The sequence below is a fragment of the Flavobacterium sp. WC2416 genome (assembly GCF_041200095.1).
In the GTDB taxonomy this organism is placed as follows: Bacteria; Bacteroidota; Bacteroidia; order Flavobacteriales; family Flavobacteriaceae; genus Flavobacterium.
Map to the genome: position 1 here is coordinate 1,784,715 of NZ_CP165626.1, position 22,884 is coordinate 1,807,598.

Genomic DNA, 22,884 nt, shown 5'->3' on the forward strand with positions numbered 1-22,884 from the left:
CATACGATTATTTAACAAACTAGAGTGAATTGCTATAATAATGGAATTTTAACGGCTATTGGAGTTCCCTATTTTTTTTGGATATTTAGTAGTATTTTTTAAATTTTTTATTTGGGAAATAGGTAACAAAATTAAGAATGAACCTGGCGGTCCAGTAGGATAAATAATTTTTTAAACGGGAAATCATTGTTCCTTTTTTTAATGATTTAGGTGTTATTCTATGGCTTTGTGAAATGATTTCATCTAGATGGTGTTGAAATGTATTTGAAAATGGGATGGATTTGATTTCAACATTCATTTCTAAACTTCCATAACAACTTAAATTATTGAGATTAAATGAGCCAATAGTTGTCCAATAATTATCGACTATGGCCGCTTTTCCATGAAGTATTGTTTTATTCCATTCATACAATTCGATGTTATGGGTAAGTAACGTAGAATAGATATGGTAAGTCGCTCTTCTAGAAAGTGGAACATCTGATTTTCCAGATAAGATTAATCTTATTTTTACTTTGTTTTTTGCTGCTTTTTTAATTGCATTATTAAGTCTTCGACCTGGCAAAAAATAGCTACCCACAATGGTGATTTCTTTTTCAGCATGTGTAAAAGCACCTATATAGGCATTGTATATTTCGTTTTTACTTTTCAGCCAATCATTTTGTAGTATACTGACAGCAGTTTCTTCCCCTGAATTAAAGACAGATTCTATTTTTCTTTTGAAGAAGTACTTTTTCTTAAAGAATAAGTCTCTACAAAGTAATTGCAGTTTTTTTGCAATTTTCACGTCATTTATTTGCACTGAATAATCGAGCCAGGCCCCATTTTCTTTGGACCCCACATATTTGTCAGCTATATTAATTCCTCCAATTAACACTACCTGGTCATCCGCAACAACAACTTTATGATGTAATCTTCGGCCCATATATAAAGAGCTTGAGGATAGGAATGGAGAAAAAAAACGAAAATTAATTCCAGTTTTTGTTAATTCCTCAATTACATCTTTGGGAAACGAAAAGGAACCAAAACCATCTAATAAAATATAGATTCTTACCCTGCGTACTGCTGCTTTTTTTAATTCTTGTAAGATTTTATTTCCAATAGAATCATTCTTAAAGATATAATATTGAAGATGAATTTCATATTTTGCTTCTTGGATTATATATTCTAAACGTGAAAAATAATCGGTTCCACTATGAACTAATTTTACCTTTTCTATGTCGTTTTTAATGTAATTGTTAATTAGCATAAGCACCTTTTTGTTTTACTTCTTTAATTAATATAAACTCTAAAAGATTTTCAGTATCCAAAGTACCCACAAGTTGATTGTTCTCCATGACTAACATCAAATTAGATTTATTATGATAAACCAACTCAAAAATATCCGCAAGTAGAGTTTCTATATTTAAGAAGACTAAGTTTTTGTTCATCGCATTGACTATGGGAGTATTCTCGCCTTTTTCAGAAAGAGCTATTATTATTTGATCTCTATTTAGGGTTCCTACAGGTTGGCTATTCGCGGTTATTAAAAAAATCTTGGATTGACTGTCTAAAAGTAATTCTATAGCTCTTTTTATGGGTTGATTTGCATCAATAGTTTGGTATTGTTTCATGACTACGTCCCGCACTGTGTAGCCTTTAAGAAGGTATTTCGAGGCAGTATATTCGGTTTCCATTTGCGCACCCATAATGACAAAAATGCCTATGAAAATTAAAAACGGATTGGAGAAAAAACCAATAAATATAAAACCTATTGCTAATAATTGGCCTATTCGAGCTGCAATTTTAGTTGCAGTATGTCGTTGAAATTTAAATGCCAAGAGCGCTCTTAAAATGCGCCCTCCATCCATTGGGAATGCTGGAATTAAATTAAAAATAGCTAACGCTAAATTAACGATTAAGAAATTCAAGAGGAAGTTGTGCGAGTTGATTCCTCCTGATAATTGAGTCATAAGAAGTTCTTCATTTTCGGGTACTGTAACAAAAATACTGGTCAATAGTGCCAAAAAAAGATTGACCATCGGACCAGCAAATGCAACGATTAATTCTTCTATTGGTTTTTCGGGAAGTTTTTCTAACCTGGCTAATCCGCCAATAGGAAGCAACGTAATATCTTTGGTTTTAATTCCATAGTTTTTTGCTGCTAAAGCATGACCTAATTCATGTAAAACAACAGTAATAAATATAGAAAGAATAAAAGCAATAGACCACGTTATTTGAAGGATATTATATCCTGAACGGTAATTGACAAATATGATAAATAGGAGTAGTAATGAGAAGGTCCAATGAATGAACAAACCAATTCCTGCTACTTTTCCAAGTTTAAATGATCCTTTCATTTCTCTTTTTTTTAAATGCTTTAAAAAGCATAATTAGAAAAAAAATGTGTCAATAATGAAAATCAAAAAATGCAGGTTTAAGCGAAAGATTATGGGAATCAATGCGTTACTAATTTACGACTTTTTTCTGAAGAATAGTCGGTATTGTTTATTAAGAATTTTGGTATTATTCAAAACTGATTTATTTGAATAATACTTGCTATTAAAGTGTCGATTGGATTTATTCTTTTAGTGCGAATAGTTTTGTGCTTCAATAACTGGAAGTAAGCACTAATTTATCAGAAGTTATTTTGAGTAAAAATTTTTGGGATTTGCTTTTATTTTAGGATATCATTTTTCAAGTTCGTTTTCACAAATACTATTGTACGCCCAAGCATTTAAATTGGCCATAGTAGTATTTGCGATTCCCTGTAAGGCTTCGTTAGATAAAAACCCTTGATGCCCCGTAATTAATACGTTGGGAAGAGAACGAAGAATCGTATACACATGATCCGTAAATTTTTCACTAATGTGGTTTTTAAAAAAGATAGGTCTTTCTTTTTCATAAACATCAAGACCTACTGCGCTAATAATACCTTTATTGATAGCCTCTATTAAATCCTCAGTATTCACAATCATTCCGCGCGCCGTATTTATAAAAACAACCCCTTTTTTCATTTGAGAAAAAATGGATTTATTAAACATATATTTAGAATCTACATTCAATGGGCAATGGATGGAAATCACATCTGCACTTTGACATAATTCTTCTAAATTACAATACCGAATTTTGGTTTGTTGAATCAGTTCTTCATTTATAAAGGGATCATAGGCGAGAAGGGTACATCCAAATCCGTGCATTATTTTAGCAAAAGCGCTACCTATTTTTCCAGTTCCAATAATGCCCACAGTCTTTCCATGTAGATCAAATCCTACCAAATTATCCAAACGATAATCTCCCATTTCCATTAGTTTTTGACCTAGAACTATTTTCCTGTTTAGTGCCATAAGTAAAGCGACTGCATGTTCAGCAATCGAAAAAGGGGAGTATTCAGGCACATTTGCAACTTTTATTCCTAATGACCTAGCTTTTTTTAAATCAATATGATCATGGCCCACAGTACGTAAAGCAATGTATTTTATTCCCAAATGGTACAATTTTTCTAGTATTGTACTATTTGCAATATCTGATGTAAAAAGAGATATCCCTTCAAAACCTTTAGCTAGATCCACTGTATCATGGTTTAGGTTTTTAGAAGTATAAACTAATTCTAGCTTGCCATGTTTAGCTTTTTCTATAAATGGTTTTTCAAAGTCGAAGGTGCTGTACATTAATATTTTCATGATTTTGGTATTTTATTTAACACAACCCATAAGAGTTGTAATTATATTGGCTTCAATTTGTTATTCAAATAGTAAGGTAAGCCTTTTGCAGTTGGTAATAACCACATAATCAGAGGTTAATTGTAATACTTTTGGGGCTCTTAGAATTTTTTTTTTTATCCAAAATCATATTTTTCTTCTTTAGAAATGAGTGTAAGTTCAATACTTACTTCGGGTTCTAATCTAATATTTGTTTTAATGATGTTTGAAATCAAACAGGAATTTTTGCTCATTTCCAAAATGTATTTAACCTGTTCTGGATTTTGGAAATAGGGAATAACTACTTTTGGTCTTAGCGTAATTTCACTTATTATATTTTTTCCTTTTATGACTTCAATAGAACAGCTGGAACTACTTTCAAAACTTACAAATTGAATATTAGCATTTTCGGCTTTGGATAAAAAAGTAGTCATTAGACAGCTGTTTAAAGAGGAAAGCAATAAATGCTCGGGAGACCAGATGTCTTTCATCATTTTTGGTAACTCAAGCGGTGTCTCTTTTTCTGAATTTTGAGGAAATACGGATGAAATTAAAAATCCGCTTCTATTGTCTTTACATTTTAAATTTACTTCGTAAGTCTGCATATTAAATAGGTTTAGTTATTAATAATTAATTTGAAATAAAACAACAGGAATAGCGATTTTTAGTTGTTATAGACTAGTATTTTAGAAAGGTTTTATATAAAAAATAAACTCGATACAGTAGTTTATTTTCAATCTTTATTCTTTACTTTTTTTGACCATAATTTCTTTTTTTTGATTACTTATAGGCGTACTTTATTTTTCTTTTCGGCTTCCAATATATTTTCAATTCCTTTTATTAAGGCATCTGGATTAAAGGAAATACTATCAATTCCTTCTTCGACTAAAAACTGTGCGAATTTTGGAATATCACTTGGGGCTTGACCGCAAAGCCCCACTTTTATCTTATTGCGTTTGGCAGCACTTATTGTTTCCCTAATTAGGGTTTTTACTGCCAAATTTTGTTCGCTAAATAAATAACTTACCAATTCAGAATCTCGGTCTAAACCCAATGTAAGTTGTGTTAAATCATTGGACCCAATCGAAAATCCATCAAAAAGAGCAGCAAATTCATCGGCTAAGATGACATTACTCGGAATTTCAATCATAACATAAATTTCTAGATTGTTTTCGCCTTGGGTTAAGCCATTTTTTGCCATTTCGGCAAGTACTTTTTCCCCTTCCTCAATTGTTCTGCAAAAAGGAATCATCAATTTCACGTTCTTTAAACCCATTTGATTTCTCACTTTTTTCATGGCTTCACATTCTAATGCGAATCCTTTTCGATAAAAATCACTGTAATAACGAGAGGCGCCACGAAAACCAATCATGGGATTTTCCTCTTTAGGTTCGTAATATTTTCCACCAATAAGATTTGCATATTCATTGCTTTTAAAATCACTCATGCGAACAATAACTTCTTTGGGGTAGAATGCAGCGGCTACAGTAGCTACAGCTTCGGCCAATTGATCTATAAAATAGTTTTTGCCGTCTTGATAGCCTTTTGTAAGTGTTTGAATTTCTGCATTTATAGTTTTATCAGTTATTTTTTCAGGTTCACATAAGGCCAATGGATGAATTTTTATCGAGTTCGAAATGACAAACTCCATTCGCATCAAACCCACTCCTTTATTTGGATAATAACTCAGCTCAAAAGCACGCTCAGGATCAGCAAGGATAAACATGGGATCCGTTTCGGGCATTGCTAATTGACTAAAATCATGCTCAGTCACTTCCCATTTTAACTGACCATTATATACATTGCCCTCTTTACCTTCGGCGCAGGAAACGGTAACTAATTGCCCTTTTTTTATACATTGAGTTGCATCTCCAGTTCCCACCACAGCAACGGTTCCTAGTTCTCGAGCTACAATCGCGGCGTGGCTGGTACGCCCCCCTTTATTGGTAATGATAGCCGAAGCTTTTTTCATTATTGGATCCCAGTCGGGATTGGTCATGTCAGTCACTAGGATTTCACCTTCAAGTAATAAATTACCTTCTTGAGGATTATTAAGTATTCGAGCTTTACCGCTAGCAATTTTGTCCCCAAGAGCTATTCCTTGCGTTATTAAAGTCCCTTTTTCCTTGAGTTTATAAATTTCTCTTATTTTCCTTTTAATTGTCCCATAAATGGTTTCTGGTCTTGCTTGCACTATGTATAACTGATTATTTATACCGTCTTTTGCCCATTCAATATCCATTGGTTTCTTGTAATGTAGTTCTATTGTTTTACACCATTGCGCTAGTTGTATTACTTCACTATCATTCAATGCATATTGGTTTTGTTTTTCTATTGGAGTAGAGATATTTACAATGGTATTTTCGGCAGAGCTTATTTTTGATTTTTCGGTATAAATCATGGTGAACTCTTTCCTTCCACAACGTTTTTTTAGTATAGGGTTGAAGTTTTTATTTTGTAAAGTGGGTTTAAAAACCATCCATTCATCTGGAGTAATTGTTCCCTTAACAATGTTTTCCCCTAATCCCCAACAACCATTAATGATAATTGTATTTTGAAAACCTGTATCCGGATCGATGGTAAAAGCCACGCCGGATGATGCTTTATCACTTCGAACCATTTGTTGAACACCTACCGAAATAGCAATATCTATTTTAGTAAAATTCATGTCATGGCGGTATTTAATGGCGCGATCTGTAAAAAGGGAGGCATAGCAATGAAGTAAAGCGTCCCATAATTGTTCCTTTCCTGAAATATTTAAAAAAGACTCCATTTGACCTGCAAAACTAGCTGTAGGTAAATCCTCAGCAGTGGCGCTACTTCGGACCGCTACGCCTACATTGTCAATACCTGTTTGCTTACAAAGCAATTGGTATGCAGTATCAATTTCAGTTTTAATGGTATCTGGAATCTTAGCCGATAAAATAATTTGCCTTGCTTTTTTCCCAATTTCGGAAAGATTCGAATAATTTTTTGTGTCAAGCGAAAAGAGTAATTCGTTTAAGGTGTCTTCTAGATGGTTTTTTTTTCTAAAAAAACGATAAGCATTGGCAGTAACAGCAAAACCATTAGGAATAGCTACACCCAAAGGATTCAATTGATTATACATTTCACCTAAAGAGGCATTTTTTCCTCCAACAATTTCAATATCCGTTATGCTAATTTGGTCGAAAAAAAGAATAAGTTTTGAATTTTCCATATCGTTTTAAATATTTAAAATGTAAGGTGGTTGGTATTCTAACTTAAAAAACAAATGAATAACAGATTGACTAAGCCATATATAGAAAAATTCTAAAAGGGATTCAAAGCAAATTAGGGTTCATTAGAAACGGATAAATACAAGAGGATATTCCTGTTTCTTGTATAAAAGGGACATATCGTAAATTTAAGCAAATATTTTTTTTTCAATGTTAAATTATGATTTTTTTTGAATATAATTTAGTCATAATAGCTTGTTTTGTAAGTATTTATGTTGTTTTTGTAGTGAATTATAAACTTTGGGTGTTTTTTAAATATTATAAATAATAAATAGTAAAACTAGAATTTATTCATTTGATATCGAAATAGTTAAAATCCATTATCGAAATAATACATGCCTTAGAATGTGTAACTATGAATTTAAGAAGCTTTAAAAATTTAATTATTAGGATATTATAACTCTAAATACATGTATAATTGGAAATTAATTTTATTTTTGTAAAGACCAATGTATTTTAATACATACAAATATTAATTAGAATAAATACCCCATATTCTGATTTAATTTCAAATAATCTAATTCATTTTATATGAAAGAATTACCTACTCCATCTAATGAAAAAGATAGGTTACAGGCACTAGAAAGTTATTTAGTAATGGATTCTTTGACTGAAAAAGAGTTTGATTCTATTACAAAATTGGCTTCTTATATTTGTGATACACCAATCTCATTAGTTAGCCTCTTAGATAAAGACAGACAATGGTTTAAATCAAGTGTTGGATTGAAAGCAAAAGAAACTCCAAAAGCTATTTCTTTTTGTCAATACGCTATAATGGGAGATGAGGTTTATGAAGTTCAAAATGCATTAGAGGATACATTATTTTCAGATAATCCATTAGTCACTGGAAATCCTGATATTCGGTTTTATGCGGGAGCACCGCTTAAGGATCATGAAGGATTTAATCTAGGAACACTTTGTGTAATTGATACTATACCAAGGACGCTCACGGATATGCAGAAAAATGCACTTCAATTATTAGCAAATCAAGTTATAAATTTACTACAGCTTCGTAGAAAAAACATGCAACTTATTCTAGCCCAAAAAGAGTTTAAAAACTTTTTAGAGTTATCGAAGGATATGGTTGGTATCGCCAATAGTGATGGGCTGTTCGTTAGTGTAAATCCTGCTTTTACTACTGTTTTGGGATATTCAAAAGAAGAATTGGGGAAAACCCCCTTTATAAATTTTGTTCATCCAGAAGATTTAGATAAAACTTACAAAGAAGTTGAAAAGCTCGCTAGAGGAGAAAAAACAATTAGTTTTGAAAATCGATATCGCACCAAAAAAGGTGAATATGTAGGACTTAGTTGGAATGCTTCTCCTGATCCAGTTACTGGCAATTTATATTGTATTGCTAGGGACATGACTATAGAAAATAGGCACAAAGAGGAGCTACTTTCTACTACAACTGATTTAAAAGCGATCCTAAATGCAACTGAATTTTCAATAATTTCTTCAGATCTCGATGGTGTTATTAAACAATTTAATAGAGGGGCCGAAAAACTCTTGGGTTATAAAGCGGAGGATATCGAAGGTAAAATTACACCAGAAATCTTTCATATTAAGGAAGAAGTGGTAAAAAGAGCGGAAGAGTTATCTATTGAATTAGGAAGGGAAATCGAGCCTGGATATGACACATTTGTAGTGAAAGCTAGAGAATTTGGTATAGCTGATTCCCAAGAATGGTCTTATGTTAGAAAGGACGGAACTACTTTTCCTATGAGGTTATCAGTAACTGCTATTAAAAGTAATGAGGGTGAGGTAACTGGATATTTAGGAATAGCAAAAGATATTTCTAAAGAGAAAGAAGCTGAATTAAATCTATTAAATAGCAATATGTTATTAGATGAATCAGAAAACATCGCTAAAATTGGAAGTTGGAAATTTAATTTAGTAACAAAAGACCTGATGTTGTCTAAGGGACAATCTAAAATATTTGAATTGGATAATGTACCTGATGGAAAACTTTATGAATCATATAGAGGTAGAATACATAAGGATGATTTAGTGTTATTAGATGAATTAGATAAAAAAATCATAAAAACGGGAGAAGATTACAATACAAATTATAGAATTTTATTACCAGAAAATAGAATAAAATATATATCAGAAATAGGAAGACCTTTTAAGAATACAAAGGGTGAAATAGTGGGGCTTCAAGGTTCAGTTCAAGATGTTACTGAAAAAACGATAGCAGAACAAAAGATTCAAGAAAAATCTAAAGAAGTAAATGATATTAGAGCGGCTTTAGATGAGTCAGCAATTGTGTCAGTGACAGATCTTAATGGAGTATTTACGTATGTAAATGATAATTTTTGCGCTATTTCAAAATTCAATAAAGAAGAACTGATAGGTAAAAATCAACGGATGATATCAGATTATCTTTCCTTCGAATTTGCAAAAAGTATTTTAAGAGTTGTTGTAAATGGAGGAATTTGGAAAGGGGAAATAAGAAATAGGGCAAAAGATGGATCACTTTATTGGGAAAAAACTACAATTGTTCCCTTTTTAGACACTAAAGGAAAGATCTATCAATATATAGCAATAAGTACAGATATAACCGAACAAAAATTAGCTCAAGAAAATTTAAATCATGCTTTAAGTGATTTAGAAAAAAACAATAAAGAGTTAGATCAATTTGCTTATGTTGTTTCGCATGATTTGAAAGCTCCTTTAAGAGCAATCAATAACCTTGCTGAATGGATTGTTGAAGATATGCCAGAAATGCCAGAGGATGTAAAAAATAATTTAGGATTATTACGTGGTCGTATATTGCGTATGGAAAACTTAATTAATGGGGTTTTGGATTATTCTAGAATTGGAAGAACCCAGATCGAAATGGAAACAATTGATATTAAGTTAATGTTGGACCAAATTGTAGAAACGATAGTTCCAAACAAGGATTTTGAAGTTTCGATTGCAGATAAAATACCACAAATTTTTGATGCCAAAATTTTATTGTATCAAGTTTTTAGTAATATTATTGGTAATGCGGTAAAATATAATGATAAAGAAATTGGTAAAATAGAATGTGTTTATATTGAATTACCTGATTTTCATCAATTTAAAATTAGCGATAACGGACCTGGAATTCCTAAAGAATATCAGGAAAGAGTATTTGGAGTTTTCCAAACAATTGAAGCAAGAGATAAAAAGGAAAGTACAGGAATTGGTTTGTCAATTGTAAAAAAAATAATCGAAGAAAAAGGAGGCGATATATATATTGAATCATTAGAAAGTAACGGAACAAGTTTTATTTTTACAATCCCTAAATAAAATAAAATGAAGGAATTCGTAAACGAAGAAGAAGAGGAATTAATAGCTCTCAAAAAAGAACACGAAGAATTTGTTTATATCGTTTCCCACGATCTAAAAAGTCCCATGAGAGCTATCACTAATATTACTAATTGGATTGAAGAAGACCTAGAAGGAATTAGTAATAATGAGGTCTTGGCTAATTTTAGTTTGTTGAAAAATAGAGTTGGACGTCTAGAAATGATGATGAATGCTTTACTGGAACTTTCAAGAGTCAATAATTTTGATAATGAAATGTATGAGTTTAATATTCCTCGAATGATAGCGGATTGTGTCGAACTGACAAAAGAAAAAGATAAAGCTGAATTTCATTTTTTGTATACAATTGAAAATGAAAACAGCAATTCTTTAGGTAAGAAACTACAAAAAGTACTAACAAATCTTTTAGATAACGCAATCCGATTTCACGATAAAGAGAAAATGAATATCTTTATTGAAGTAAATGAATCAGCAACGAATTACGAGTTTACTATAAGAGACGATGGACCTGGAATTCCAGAAGAAGTTAAAGAAAAAATTTTCAATATGTTCTATACCGTTAATTCAAAGGACATTCTAGAAACTACAGGGGCAGGATTAACAATTTGCAATAAAATAATAAAAAGGGTAGGTGGTAAAATGGAGTATTCACCTAGTATTGATAGGGGATCCGTTTTTAAATTTAATTGGCCCAAATAAAAAAATATAAATTTATTTTAAAATAAAAAAAATGAGTGAAAAATTAGTAAACATTTTATTAGTTGAAGATGACGAAGTAGATGTAATGAATGTTAAAAGAGCATTTTTAAAAAATAATATTAAAAATCCTCTTTTTATAGCTGGAAATGGTGTTGAAGCACTTGAAATGCTTGAAAATACTATAGTTCCTTTACCAAGAATTATTATTTTGGATATAAATATGCCGAAAATGAATGGGATTGAATTTTTGAAAATTGTTAGAGAAACGGAGAAACTGAAAAATATTTCTGTTTTTGTCATGACGACTTCAAATGAAGACAGTGATAAAATTAAAGCCTATGATCTTAATGTCGCAGGTTACATTCTTAAACCATTATCATTTGAAAAATTTCTTATGTCTGTTTCAACATTAAAAAATTATTGGCAGTTATGTGAGATGTAAAATTTTAAAATAATATTTATGAAGAATTTGAATATTATTGTGGTAGATAATAAAATTGATGCTCAAAGCACAAAAGATATTTTTTTGGGCCTAAACTATCAGTCTATTATTTATTTAGCTGAAAATGAAATTGAGGCATGGTCATTGTTACAATGTAATACTAAATTAAGTCCAGTACCAAAAGTAATCTTTATAGATATAAATAGAGAAGGAGTAAACGGGATGGAATTATTGAAAAAAATAAGGAAACATCCAATATTAAAATCCCTCTTAGTTTTTGTATTAACCAATTCAGACAGTAACAAGAACGAAGCTTTAGACTTAAACATTGCTGGCTTTATTCATAAGCCTATGGATAAAGATAAAATAACTGAAGTTTACTCTATACTTAATGCATACTTAGACATTATTGAGTTTCCAAGAGATAATAATAAAATATGACAAAACCATTAAAAATATTAATAATTGATGATGATAAAGTTGATTCAATTACTATAATACGTTCTATTTCTCGTTCAGATATTAATGCTGAAATTGAAAGTGCTTATTCAGCAAAAGAAGGTTTTGAAAAATTGGAATCAGTTTGTTTTGATCTCATCTTTTTAGATTATATGATGCCAGATTCAGATGGAATAAGTATCCTTAAAAAAATAAGGAGCTTAGCCATAGAAACACCTGTGATTTTTATTACTTCTCAAGGAGATGAAAAAATTGCAAGTCAAGCGATTCTAGCTGGTGCTTCTGATTATATGCCTAAAACACTATTGACTTCTGATGGTATTTCCCATAGTGTGAGAAATGCTATGAAATTATTTGAAAGTCAGAATCTTCGTAAAAAAACTGAATTTGCTTTAAAAATAAATTCCAAAAGACTTTCTGAGGCTCAAAAGTTAGCCAAGATAGGGAGCTGGGAAATCAATTTGAATGATGGCGAGGTATTCTTTTCTGAAGAAATGTTTAAGATACTTGAATTAGATAATACAGTGATGCCATCAATGAGTACTTTTAAGTCTTGTATTACCTCTTCAAATGATATTTTATTATTTGAAAATAAACTAGAAGAAGTTAAGGCTAATAATGAAGAAGTTAGTTTTAGTCATCGCATTATGACTAAAAAAGGGACTATAAAACACATAAACGAATATATTATTTGTATTAATGATGAAAGTGATAAACCGTTCAAAGTTTTAGGAACCATTCAAGACATAACAGAACAGAAGAAAACAGAAAAAGAGTTAATTCATGCCAAAAATATAGCCGAAAACTCAGTACGAATTAAAGAGCGGTTCCTGACAAACATGAGTCATGAAATTCGTACTCCGATGAATGGAATTATTGGATTTGCTAGTATTCTTGAATTTACAGAATTGGATGGAAATCAAAAACAAAGTGTTGAAGCTATAAAAATAGCAGGAAAAAATTTAATGGTTATCATTAATGATATTTTAGATCTTTCTAAAATTGAAGCCGATAAAATGACATTTGAATCAATTGAATTTTCATTGTCAAAAACAGTGAATTCAGTTATTGAATTATTATCTCCTCTTTCAAATGAAAAAAAAGTTATTCTAAAAAGCACAATTGATCCTAAAATTAATGATGCATTAATTGGTGACCCAACACGATTATCTCAAATATTAATTAATCTTGTAGGGAATGCATTAAAATTTACGGAACAAGGACAAGTTGAATTAGTTGTAAATCAAGAGAAGAAGGCCGACAAGTCAACATTAGTTCTTTTTAATGTAATTGACACCGGAATAGGGATACCCGAAGATAAAATTGATGCTATATTTGAAAGTTTTAATCAAGCATCAAATGAAACTACTAGAAAATTTGGAGGAACGGGTTTAGGACTTACAATTACACGAAAATTAATAGAATTACAAGGTGGCTCTATTAAAGTAAAAAGTGAACTTTTAAAAGGGAGCGAGTTTTCATTTGGAATTCAATATAAAATAGCAGAATTAAATAGTATAGACTTGAATAGAGTATTAGCAAAACAATTGGATTTTAGTTTTTTAGAGAATAAAAATATTTTATTGGTTGAAGACAATAAGATTAATCAACTTCTAACAAAAAAAGTTTTTGAGAAGTGGAATAAACAAATTGAAATTGCCGAAAATGGGTTAATTGCTCTTGAAAAAATAATAGAAAATCAATATGATATTATTTTGATGGATATTCAAATGCCAGAAATGGATGGTAATGAAGTGACTGAAAAGGTGAGAAATCTTCCTGGAATAAAATCAAAAGTACCCATTATTGCTTTAACTGCACACGCTACTGCTGATGAAGAGAGGAGATGTATTAACTCAGGAATGAATGATTATTTATCAAAACCATTTGATTTTAATGTGCTTCTTGAAAAATTATATAGAAACCTTAATTTAGATATATAGGAATAAATTACTAAGTATAGTTTTTCTAAATTCATCCTTTTTATAATTCTATTTGAACATCTGTTAAAAAGATTTACATTTGTAATTCTTGAGAATAGAGAAAACCCTCGTTTTCTTAAGTTACTACGCCTTGACATAGGCATTTTGGTACGTGTGTCATTTCCAATTTTTTATTGGTTTTTCATTTTTTTTGGAAATTTAAATTTTTCCACTGCCATTATTTTTACAAATTTTTAAACAAAAGAATGAAACAGTATTTCAATTTATTCGATTTTACTCAAAAAGTAAATTACAAAACGGAAGTTTTAGCAGGTTTAACAGTCGCCATGACGATGATTCCTGAATCACTTTCTTTTGCAATTTTAGCTGGTTTTCCTCCCTTGGTAGGTTTATATGCTGCTTTTATAATGGGCTTGGTTACCGCTATTTTTGGAGGAAGACCAGGTTTGGTTTCAGGTGGAGCAGGAGCAACAGTTATTGTTTTAATTGCTTTAATGAAGTCAAATGGATTAGAATATGTTTTTGCAGCAGTCGCTTTGGCTGGTATTTTGCAAATATTGGTAGGACTGTTTAAGTTGGGTAAATTTATCCGACTCGTTCCACAGCCCGTTATGTTTGGATTTGTTAACGGTTTAGCCATTATTATTTTCATGTCCCAACTGGAACAATTCAAAACCATTGTTAATGGTCAAAGTGTTTGGTTATCTGGAAATCCACTATATATTATGTTGGGGTTAGTACTGTTAACCATTGCCATTGTTTTGTTTTTTCCTAAAATAACAAAAGCAGTGCCAGCCTCCTTAGTCGCAATTATTGTAGTTTTTGGACTCGTTTTGGGTCTAGGAATTCATACAAAAACAGTGGCAGATATTGCTTCTATCAGTGGTGGTTTTCCTCCTTTTCATATTCCAAATATTGAATGGACTGTTGAAACCTTGCAATTGGTTTTTCCTTATGCTTTAATTATGGCTTCAGTTGGATTAACGGAGGGATTATTGACTTTAAATCTAGTAGATGAAATAACAGGAACTAAAGGAAAAGGAAACCGAGAGTGTATTGCACAAGGCAGTGCTAATGTATTGAATGGATTTTTCTTTGGTATGGGTGGTTGTCCTATGATTGCACAAACCTTGGTTAATTTATCAGCAGGTTCTAGAGCTCGTTTATCAGGAATTATTGCTGCTTTGACTATACTTGTCATTATTTTATTTGGAGCTCCTATCATTGAACAATTGCCTATTGCCGCACTAGTTGGGGTAATGATTATGGTTGCCATTGGTACATTTGAATGGATTAGTTTTAGAATAATTAACAAAATGCCAAAACAAGATATATTTGTTGGTGTCCTTGTGGCGGTGATTACCATTTTATTACACAATTTAGCCTTGGCAGTTTTAATCGGAGTTATAATTTCAGCTTTAGTTTTTGCTTGGGAAAGTGCCAAACGCATTCGAGCTAAAAAATATGTAGATGAAAAAGGGGTAAAACATTATGAAATATTTGGACCCTTATTTTTTGGTTCAACCACTGCTTTTGCTGAAAAATTTGATATTTTAAATGATCCAAATGATGTAATTGTAGATTTTAAAGAAAGTAAGATTGCTGATATGAGTGCTATCGATGCTGTAAATAAATTAACGGAACGATATGCCAAAGTAGGGAAGAAGATCCATTTGCGCCATTTAAGTGCCGACTGTCGTCAGTTACTTCACAATGCCGATGATGTTATCGATATCAATATCATCGAAGATCCCACTTACAAAGTGGCAATTGATTAAAATAAGAAAAGGACTTGAAATTATTCAAGTCCTTTTTTTATAAAATTTATTATTGTTTTACAAGTAAATAACTATCGGGTTCCATTTTATTTTCACCCGCTAAGATGGTTTCTTTAGAGTTTAATTTAATTTCAAGGGGTTGTTTTCCAAAATTGAAATAACATTTAATATGCTCTCCTTTAAAAGTTCTTTCAAATCGAATACAATCATTCGAAAACGATAAGTTTGTATAACTTCCATATTGAAGTGCAAGCTGGGAATTACGTAAAGCAATAAGTTTTTTATATTTATTTAAAATGGAATTTTCATTTTTATCTAAATTAACTACATTCAAGTTGGTGTAGTTTGGATTTACTTTAATCCAAGAAGATTTATCCGAAAAACCCGCAAATGATTGATTATTCCATTGCATTGGACTTCTTGACTTGTCTCGGTTGTGTTCGTTTCCAATTTTTAGTGCTTCGACTTTTGATTTTCCTGCTTTCAACGCCAATTCATATTGGGTACGCCCTTGAATGTCCATTATTTCAGTAATCGAATTAGCTACAATATTTTCCATTCCAATTTCTTCTCCATAATAAATAAAAGGCACTCCTTTGGCAGTTAACATCAAAGCGGCTAATGATTCGGCTCTTTTGGGATTGTTTTTTGCCAAACGATCAACCAAACGGGGCATATCATGACTTCCAAAAAAGAGTGTAGGGTAGTTTTGCATATTTTTCTCCATGCTTTGCAACTCATCATAGATTCTTTTGGCAGAGAATTCTTTGATGCTCCCAAAATTGAAATTAAAAACCACATCCAGTAAATCAGGAGATTGATACTGTTTAAGAACTTCTATTTTGTCGCTTCCTATTTCTCCTACGATAAACCGATTCTCATACTCATTTACCACCGATTTTATTGATTTCATGGCAGTTTTAACTCCTTTTTGATTGATGTCATTCAAATGTTCTTGAATACCATTTTTGAAAGGGTTGTCTTTTGTAATTCCATCTGTAGTAAGAAAGTTAATCACATCCATGCGAAAACCATCTACACCTAAATCCAACCAAAATCGTAACATTTTTTGAATCTCGGCAACTACTTTCGGGTTTCCCCAATTGAGATCAGCCATTCTGGTGTCAAATTGATGATAGTAGTATTGATTGGTATTCTTGTCGAACTCCCAAGCGGATCCTCCGAAAAAGGATTCCCAATTGTTGGGTTTGTCTTTCCAAATATAATAATCGCGATACGGATTGTCTTTTGACTTACGAGATTCTTGAAACCATTTAGAGTCGGTGGAAGTATGGTTGACAACCATATCCATAATAATTTTAATATCTTTTTTATGGGCTTCCGCCAAAAATAGTTTGAAGTCTTCGATAGTACCATACGTGGGATCCACTTTATAATAATTGGCAACATCATATCCATTATCCACTTTGGGAGATTCCAGAAACGGAGTCAACCAAATTCCTTTTACACCTAGACTTTTTATGTAATCTAGTTTAGATGTCAACCCCTTAAAATCACTAAATCCATCCCCGTTGGAGTCTTTATAACTAGGCATGTAGATTTCGTAAAAAACGGATTCTTTCCACCACACTTTATCTGAGGTTGATTTCTTTTGTTTACTACAAGAGAAAAAAAGCAAAAGCAATACAATTGATATACCTATTTTGGAGTAGTTCATTTGGATTAAAATTAATTACAATTTATAAATATGCAATCACTGTATTGTTTACATAATATTTTCCAGCTTTTAAGATGATTTTTGATCCAGCTGGAATTTCTACAATCAATCGGGACCCTTCCATAGGAATTGTTATTTTACCAGATTGGCTAACATTTTTCAAAATTACCTGATGTGTAATAGCATCGTATAAATCTACTTTTGCCTTATTTTTTGTTTGATAGATTACCGTTTTTTCTTCTCCAAAAGGATTGTACAATAGGGAAGTTGGGAAGGCCTCCCCACGATAAAAATCAGTCGCTAAACAATTCAATTTTAGAATTTCAGGAACATCAGTTTTTTCAATAATAGCTCCTGCAATTCCTACATGACCACTTCCATAAACACTAAACTGAGAAACATCTGGATTTCCTTCTATCCAGTTGGGACCATCACCAATAGCAACAGGCGCTTGAATATTTTCATATTTTTTAAGATGTGATTTTTTGATCAAACCTTCATAGGCAATTACACCTTTAGTATACTCTTTTTGTTCTGGTATCGTTTGATGGTCATCTGCAATTTCGTATGGATAAAAGAATTTAATAGCATTACTGGCATTCAGCATCCATTTTCCAACTACATTGGCATATCTAGGGTCGTAACGAACCATTGGCACTAATGGCCACATGGAGTCATAGGTATTCATCAAAAAGGCAAAACCGCCATGATCAACCGTACTTCCCATTAATCCTGAAACATCATAACCATTCCAATTATCCAATAACATGCCCCATCCTTCTCTACATTCAGGAGTGCCGTTAAAGGTCCAATCCATAATTTTAGAATAATCATAGCTTTTACCTTCTTCTGCATTTAATCGGGCCGCTACATAAGCACCAAAAGGCATTAGTATTTCATAATACCGATTGTCTTTTTGATTTAAAAGTGCTTGCAATGATGATTCGGCGCCTTTTAAATATTTAGGGTCTTTAAATTTTTGATAAGCCGAATAAAGCACATAGGCATGACCTGCGGCGACATCTTCTTGTTTGCAAATCCAACTGTCTTTAGGTTCTAAAGTGGAATAATCAAAAAAAGAATGATGGTAATTGCCCGCCATTGTTGAATCGGCTTGATAAAATTTATCAGCAATTGAACGCTGTATAGTTGTATAGTCTTTTTCATTTGGATAAAAATCAGCAACCGCATAAAACATTAAATTGGGATATACATCATACCACCAGTCTCTGGCATAACCACCACCAAGAAGAGCAACCTCAGGAGAAGTATTGTTCATGATTATATTCCATTTGGTATCACTATTGTAATAATTTTTCAGCATTCCTACATAGTCTTTCCCTTTTTGGTTGGACTTGTCAATCCCTACTAAACTGGCCCCCATCACGGATCCAATGCTCGCTAACGATTCATGAAAAATGCCTTTATAATGTTCTACACCCTGTCTTACATCGCCCATGGCAGTGTAAATCCCGAAGGTTTCTTGATTGAAATTTTTACGGGAATCATCTTTCCAAATTAGTGGCCAGTATTTCCCTGTTTGATTTGCATCGTACACTTTGGCATCGTAGTCTTTAGCTAATTGATTAAAATCTAAAATTTTAAATGGTTTTGGAAGGTTAGGCATTGCAGTTATGCGGGCTAACGATTCTTGCTTTACAGCAGGAACCAACGCCATTTTAGATTGAGTTACACTGCAAGAATTAAATCCAATACAGAGTAATAATAACGGTATATATGATTTTTTAAGCATGTTTATTTTCTAGTTTTGATTGTTGATCCAAAAGTTGTTTGGCAATTAGTATAGAGAGTAATTGGATAACGGCAATGATTAATAAAGCATAACGCAAGGCATCATCGGCATTTCCAAAATAGGCAATTCCTAAGAAAGTTCCTGCTCCTAAGAGGCGTCCTGCATACAAACCAAATTCATGATTTAAGATATATGAGAATTCATTTCGATTTTCTACTTCCGATAATAAATCGATAACTCTAAGTTGGATAGGGAAGTAGGCAATGTCAAGAATGGGCCTTGCTATCAATAATAGAAAGATAAAAATAATTACTCCTGTCGAATTAAACATTAGACTATTAAAAAAGGAAGCTAAAAAGAAAAAGATTAGTCCGATACTAAAAATGACCAACCGATGTTTAGGAGAGGAAAGTTTCCCTAAAATCAACATAATAACTGCCGCGATAATAGCGCCTACTGATTGTGCGGTTCCTAATGCGCCTTCAGAGGCAAAAAATTTCATCATAAGCATCGCCGGAGCTGTTACTATAAATCCTTGAGCTAAGCCTTTCAAAACCGCCATTTGCAGCATTTTTGTCCAAAGTTTGTGGAATTTAAAATATAGAAATTTTTCATTTTTAGGTTTTTCATAATCTCCAAAATGAAATACTATTGATGCTAAAATGGTGAAAATAAATACAATTCCAGTAACTACCTTATATCCAGAATTAACTCCTGCATTAGAAGTTCCATTTCCATTCATTAAATACCAACCAATAATTACTGGAACAATAACGGCTGTTAAAGTGTAGAAAAAAGTGTCTAACCCATAATAGAAATTTCGGGTTTTATCACTTGTGGTTGCTAGTACCAGATAATCTCTATTAGACCAATACAATCCAAAAGACATTCCCATGATTAAACCAGCCGGAATTATCCCGTAATAGGTTATTTCAGTCAAAGACATCATGAACACCATGGAAACGCCACTTAATAACATTCCAAGTGAAAACAATTTTTTAATATTTATTTTATTTAGCAAAAAACCATTAATGAAAAAAGTGATAGGAATACCAGTATATATTGCTAATTGATACAGCATCACTTTTGATGGATCATTTGAATTTCTCATTATATAAGAGGCTACAAAAATATCAATTACGGGCAATACAAATGAATATATTAAATTGGTAAGTATTAATATTTTGGTGCTTCTAGTGAAATCCTTCAAGCCTATTCTTGCTAATTTTTCCATTATACGTGTAGTGTTTTTAAGATTTCTGTTATAGAAAACGTGGCTAAACCAACAAATTCATCTGCAGCCCCATAATACATTTGAATTTCATCTCCCTTAACAATATGGCCATTGGTAAAAATTACTTCGCCAAAAAAACCAGTTCGTTCGTACGTTTCCATTGGTTCCATAATAGGTTCTTCGGAACGCGCCAAAACGATAGATGGGTCTTCTAAATCTAATAAAAGGGCCCCAAGACAATACCTGTTTTCTTTTGTTGCGCCATGATATATCTCTAACCAGCCTTTATCTGTTTTTATGGGTGCCGCTCCTGCACCAAGGCGTTTGCTGTCAAATTTTCCCTCACGCGTTTTAGCGATGCATTTATGGTTCCCCCAATGTACGCCATCAGGTGATTCGGCTAGCCATATATAATTACCTCCCAATTCAGGACTGCTAGGTCTATGTAAAGCATAAAATTTATCGTTGAATTTTTCTTCAAAAATGGCACAATCTTTATTGTGTGGACTAAAAATCATCCCCTTTTTTTCAAAAGTTTTCCAATCCTTTGTTGTTCTAAGCCCAACACCAACGCCATTTGCAGAAACCATCGTATAGGTAAGGTGATAGGTATCTTCAATTTTGGTAACACGACAATCTTCAATACCATAGGATTCATATTCTCCTTCTCCAAAAAGAGAAGAATACTTAGGGTCTTCTATGAAATTAACGCTGTCTGTGCTCCAAACTAATCGCAAATGAGAAATAGTGGTTAGGTAATCGGTCCCATCATATTTAATTACTCTTGAATCGGAAGCATTTAATTTAGGGTCGTCTAATTTAAAATTTAAAATTTCAACTTTCCCCTCATTATTATAAATTGGAACTGATAAAAGGCCGTCCTTTTGAACTGTTCTTTCGGCAACTCTTAAAAGTAACCCTATTCTTCCATTGAATTCAAATGCTCCTGGGTTAAGCAAACATTCGATAATCATAGCATCATCACTAGCATTTAAGTCTTTTGGAGATAGTATGGGATTGTTTTTATAGCGATTGGCAATATCTGTCATTTGTGTTGTTTTTTTGATTAATCAAAAAATAATTCTAGGTGTTTAATTTTATAAAAGAGAAGCAGCAATATACTAATTAACTGCTTCTCAAGGTAATAATAAATCTAAACAAACCAACTTATTATATTAATATTCAGGATTTTGAATTAGTAGTCCAGCTGAAGCATCAATCTCCGACTGTGGGATAGGATAAAGCATGTGTTTGTCTTGAAAATTTTTCCCATGTGCTGTCATAACTGCTTTTGCAATTCCCCATCTTTTCAAGTCTAACATTCTTTGATTTTCAAACCCAAGCTCCGCTCTTCTCTCTGATATCAACCATCCTTTTACTATCGCTTTATCGGTTGAAGGCAATCGGTCTGGTAAAGTTCCTAAAGGGGGAAATGTACCTAAAGCGGTAACTGTATTTCTAGCTCTAGCTCTTATTTGATTAATAATAGCAATAGCTCCAGCATAATCTCCTGTTTCATTAAGTGCTTCTGCTTTCCAAAGTAATGCATCCGCATAGCGCATATACACTTTGTTTGTAGGTGCATCATCATTTCCTTTGTTACCACCATCCAATGTTCCTAACATTTTATTTACATTTTGATTAGGAGCATCTACGGTATATAGTTTTCTTGGGTCATTAGGTTCAAATGAATTTAGGAAATCAGCGCTTGGCGCAAAAAATCCCCAGCCTAATGGTGCACAAATTCCATTACCACTTCTTGGATTGGTCTGAGATTGGTGATTATAAGAAAATATAACTTCATTATCGGAATACTCTTTTGAAGTACTGAAACTATCAAAATAATTGGTGTTTAAACTAAATCCCAATGGTCCTAATTCATTGACAGCAGTAATTACATCGGCCCATTTTTCAGTATACAAAGCAGCTTTCGCTTGAAGCGCAATTACAGCTCCTTTTGAAACTCTCCATTTTTCTGTAGCCGATGAATATTTAGAATTGGGTAATAAGTCTTTGGCTAAGGCTAAATCTTTTTTGATACTGTCCCAAACTAATGACTTATTGGCTCTTACAGCCACATCAAAAGCCTCTTGATACGTTTGAACTGATCCTAAAATTAAAGGCACATCTCCAAAATTAGTTACCAAAGAAAAATAATAGTATGATCTTAAAAAATAAGCTTCTCCTAACAATTGGTTTTTTCTTTGTGTGCTTATTCCAGTTGTCCCTTCAATATCTGATTTGGTTAAGAATCCAATGGCGATATTGGTTCTTTTTATTCCTTCATAATCATATTTCCATAACCCATTAGGTCCACCATTTGTTGAAGTAAAGGTAAAATTGTTAATGTCATCCATCCAAGGTTGATCTCCATCAGGATTCCATTTTTTTTCCATATCATCCGAAGCAATATCTTGCATCACATAATCATTTTGAAAGACAAGACCACCACCCCAATCCCATTCAGCCAATATGTTTAGCCTATTGGATAGTAATTGATAAGAGGAATTAACCGAAAGTTCAACTGCACTCAATGTAGGAGTAGTATTAGCTTGTTCTAGCGTTGTTGCACCTATTGGATCAGAAGTAAGTTCGTCCTGGCAACTCGTTAAAAAAAGTAGGCTCATTACGAGTAACGATTTTAATATATTTTTCATGATTAAATAT

At 32.3% G+C, this 22,884-nt stretch carries 16 protein-coding genes; 6 read left to right on the top strand and 10 right to left on the bottom strand.

Annotation, left to right across the window (positions count from 1 at the left end):
• Positions 1-85: 85 nt before the first annotated feature.
• From AB3G39_RS07550 to ppsA, 5 genes are all read right to left on the bottom strand, one after another.
• On the bottom strand, positions 86-1,246 hold the full coding sequence (locus AB3G39_RS07550) for a phosphatidylserine/phosphatidylglycerophosphate/cardiolipin synthase family protein (RefSeq protein WP_367771049.1): 1,161 nt from the start codon (positions 1,244-1,246) through the stop codon (positions 86-88).
• Positions 1,236-2,336, bottom strand: a complete 1,101-nt coding sequence (locus AB3G39_RS07555; protein ID WP_369764712.1) for a M50 family metallopeptidase — start codon at positions 2,334-2,336, stop codon at positions 1,236-1,238. Before AB3G39_RS07555 ends, AB3G39_RS07550 begins: the two co-directional genes overlap by 11 nt.
• A 330-nt stretch (positions 2,337-2,666) precedes the next feature.
• Complete coding sequence (locus tag AB3G39_RS07560) at positions 2,667-3,659, bottom strand: 2-hydroxyacid dehydrogenase (RefSeq protein ID WP_369764713.1); 993 nt, start codon at positions 3,657-3,659, stop codon at positions 2,667-2,669.
• Between the two features lie 155 nt (positions 3,660-3,814).
• Entirely contained in the window at positions 3,815-4,282 is a 468-nt protein-coding gene (locus AB3G39_RS07565; RefSeq protein WP_369764714.1) for an OsmC family protein, read from the bottom strand.
• Between the two features lie 179 nt (positions 4,283-4,461).
• Positions 4,462-6,876, bottom strand: coding sequence for a phosphoenolpyruvate synthase (gene ppsA / locus AB3G39_RS07570; protein ID WP_369764715.1), 2,415 nt, complete (start codon positions 6,874-6,876; stop codon positions 4,462-4,464).
• Positions 6,877-7,465: 589 nt separating this feature from the next.
• Here ppsA and AB3G39_RS07575 point away from each other — a divergent pair.
• From AB3G39_RS07575 to AB3G39_RS07600, 6 genes are all read left to right on the top strand, one after another.
• Positions 7,466-10,213 carry a PAS domain S-box protein gene (locus AB3G39_RS07575; protein ID WP_369764716.1) on the top strand — a complete coding sequence of 916 codons (2,748 nt, stop codon included), beginning with the start codon at positions 7,466-7,468 and terminating at the stop codon, positions 10,211-10,213.
• A 6-nt stretch (positions 10,214-10,219) separates the two neighbouring features.
• Positions 10,220-10,930: an ATP-binding protein gene (locus AB3G39_RS07580; protein WP_367771034.1), complete on the top strand. Its 711-nt coding sequence runs from the start codon at positions 10,220-10,222 to the stop codon at positions 10,928-10,930.
• Positions 10,931-10,961: 31 nt separating this feature from the next.
• Complete coding sequence (locus tag AB3G39_RS07585; protein ID WP_367771031.1) at positions 10,962-11,372, top strand: response regulator; 411 nt, start codon at positions 10,962-10,964, stop codon at positions 11,370-11,372.
• A gap of 18 nt (positions 11,373-11,390) precedes the next feature.
• Positions 11,391-11,813 (top strand): response regulator, encoded by a 423-nt coding sequence (locus tag AB3G39_RS07590; protein ID WP_369752225.1) that lies wholly within the window; start codon positions 11,391-11,393, stop codon positions 11,811-11,813.
• Entirely contained in the window at positions 11,810-13,774 is a 1,965-nt protein-coding gene (locus AB3G39_RS07595; protein WP_367771025.1) for a response regulator, read from the top strand. The genes AB3G39_RS07590 and AB3G39_RS07595 overlap by 4 nt, the downstream gene beginning before the upstream one ends.
• Positions 13,775-14,019: 245 nt before the next feature.
• A complete protein-coding gene (locus AB3G39_RS07600; RefSeq protein ID WP_369769788.1) occupies positions 14,020-15,552 on the top strand; it encodes a SulP family inorganic anion transporter in 1,533 nt (510 codons plus the stop codon).
• Positions 15,553-15,601: 49 nt separating this feature from the next.
• Here the strand turns inward: AB3G39_RS07600 and AB3G39_RS07605 are convergent, their stop codons facing one another.
• The 5 genes from AB3G39_RS07605 to AB3G39_RS07625 all read right to left on the bottom strand — a co-directional run bounded on the left by AB3G39_RS07605 (position 15,602) and on the right by AB3G39_RS07625 (position 22,874).
• Positions 15,602-17,230, bottom strand: coding sequence for an alpha-glucosidase (locus AB3G39_RS07605; protein ID WP_369764717.1), 1,629 nt, complete (start codon positions 17,228-17,230; stop codon positions 15,602-15,604).
• Between the two features lie 22 nt (positions 17,231-17,252).
• Complete coding sequence (locus AB3G39_RS07610; RefSeq protein ID WP_369764718.1) at positions 17,253-18,983, bottom strand: hypothetical protein; 1,731 nt, start codon at positions 18,981-18,983, stop codon at positions 17,253-17,255.
• Complete coding sequence (locus AB3G39_RS07615; RefSeq protein WP_367754171.1) at positions 18,976-20,217, bottom strand: MFS transporter; 1,242 nt, start codon at positions 20,215-20,217, stop codon at positions 18,976-18,978. Before AB3G39_RS07615 ends, AB3G39_RS07610 begins: the two co-directional genes overlap by 8 nt.
• The gene (locus AB3G39_RS07620; protein ID WP_369764719.1) at positions 20,217-21,266 is read right to left on the bottom strand and encodes a glycoside hydrolase family 130 protein; all 1,050 of its coding nucleotides are present in this window, start codon (positions 21,264-21,266) and stop codon (positions 20,217-20,219) included. The genes AB3G39_RS07615 and AB3G39_RS07620 overlap by 1 nt, the downstream gene beginning before the upstream one ends.
• 126 nt (positions 21,267-21,392) lie before the next feature.
• The gene (locus AB3G39_RS07625; RefSeq protein WP_369764720.1) at positions 21,393-22,874 is read right to left on the bottom strand and encodes a RagB/SusD family nutrient uptake outer membrane protein; all 1,482 of its coding nucleotides are present in this window, start codon (positions 22,872-22,874) and stop codon (positions 21,393-21,395) included.
• Between the last annotated feature and the right edge of the window lie 10 nt (positions 22,875-22,884).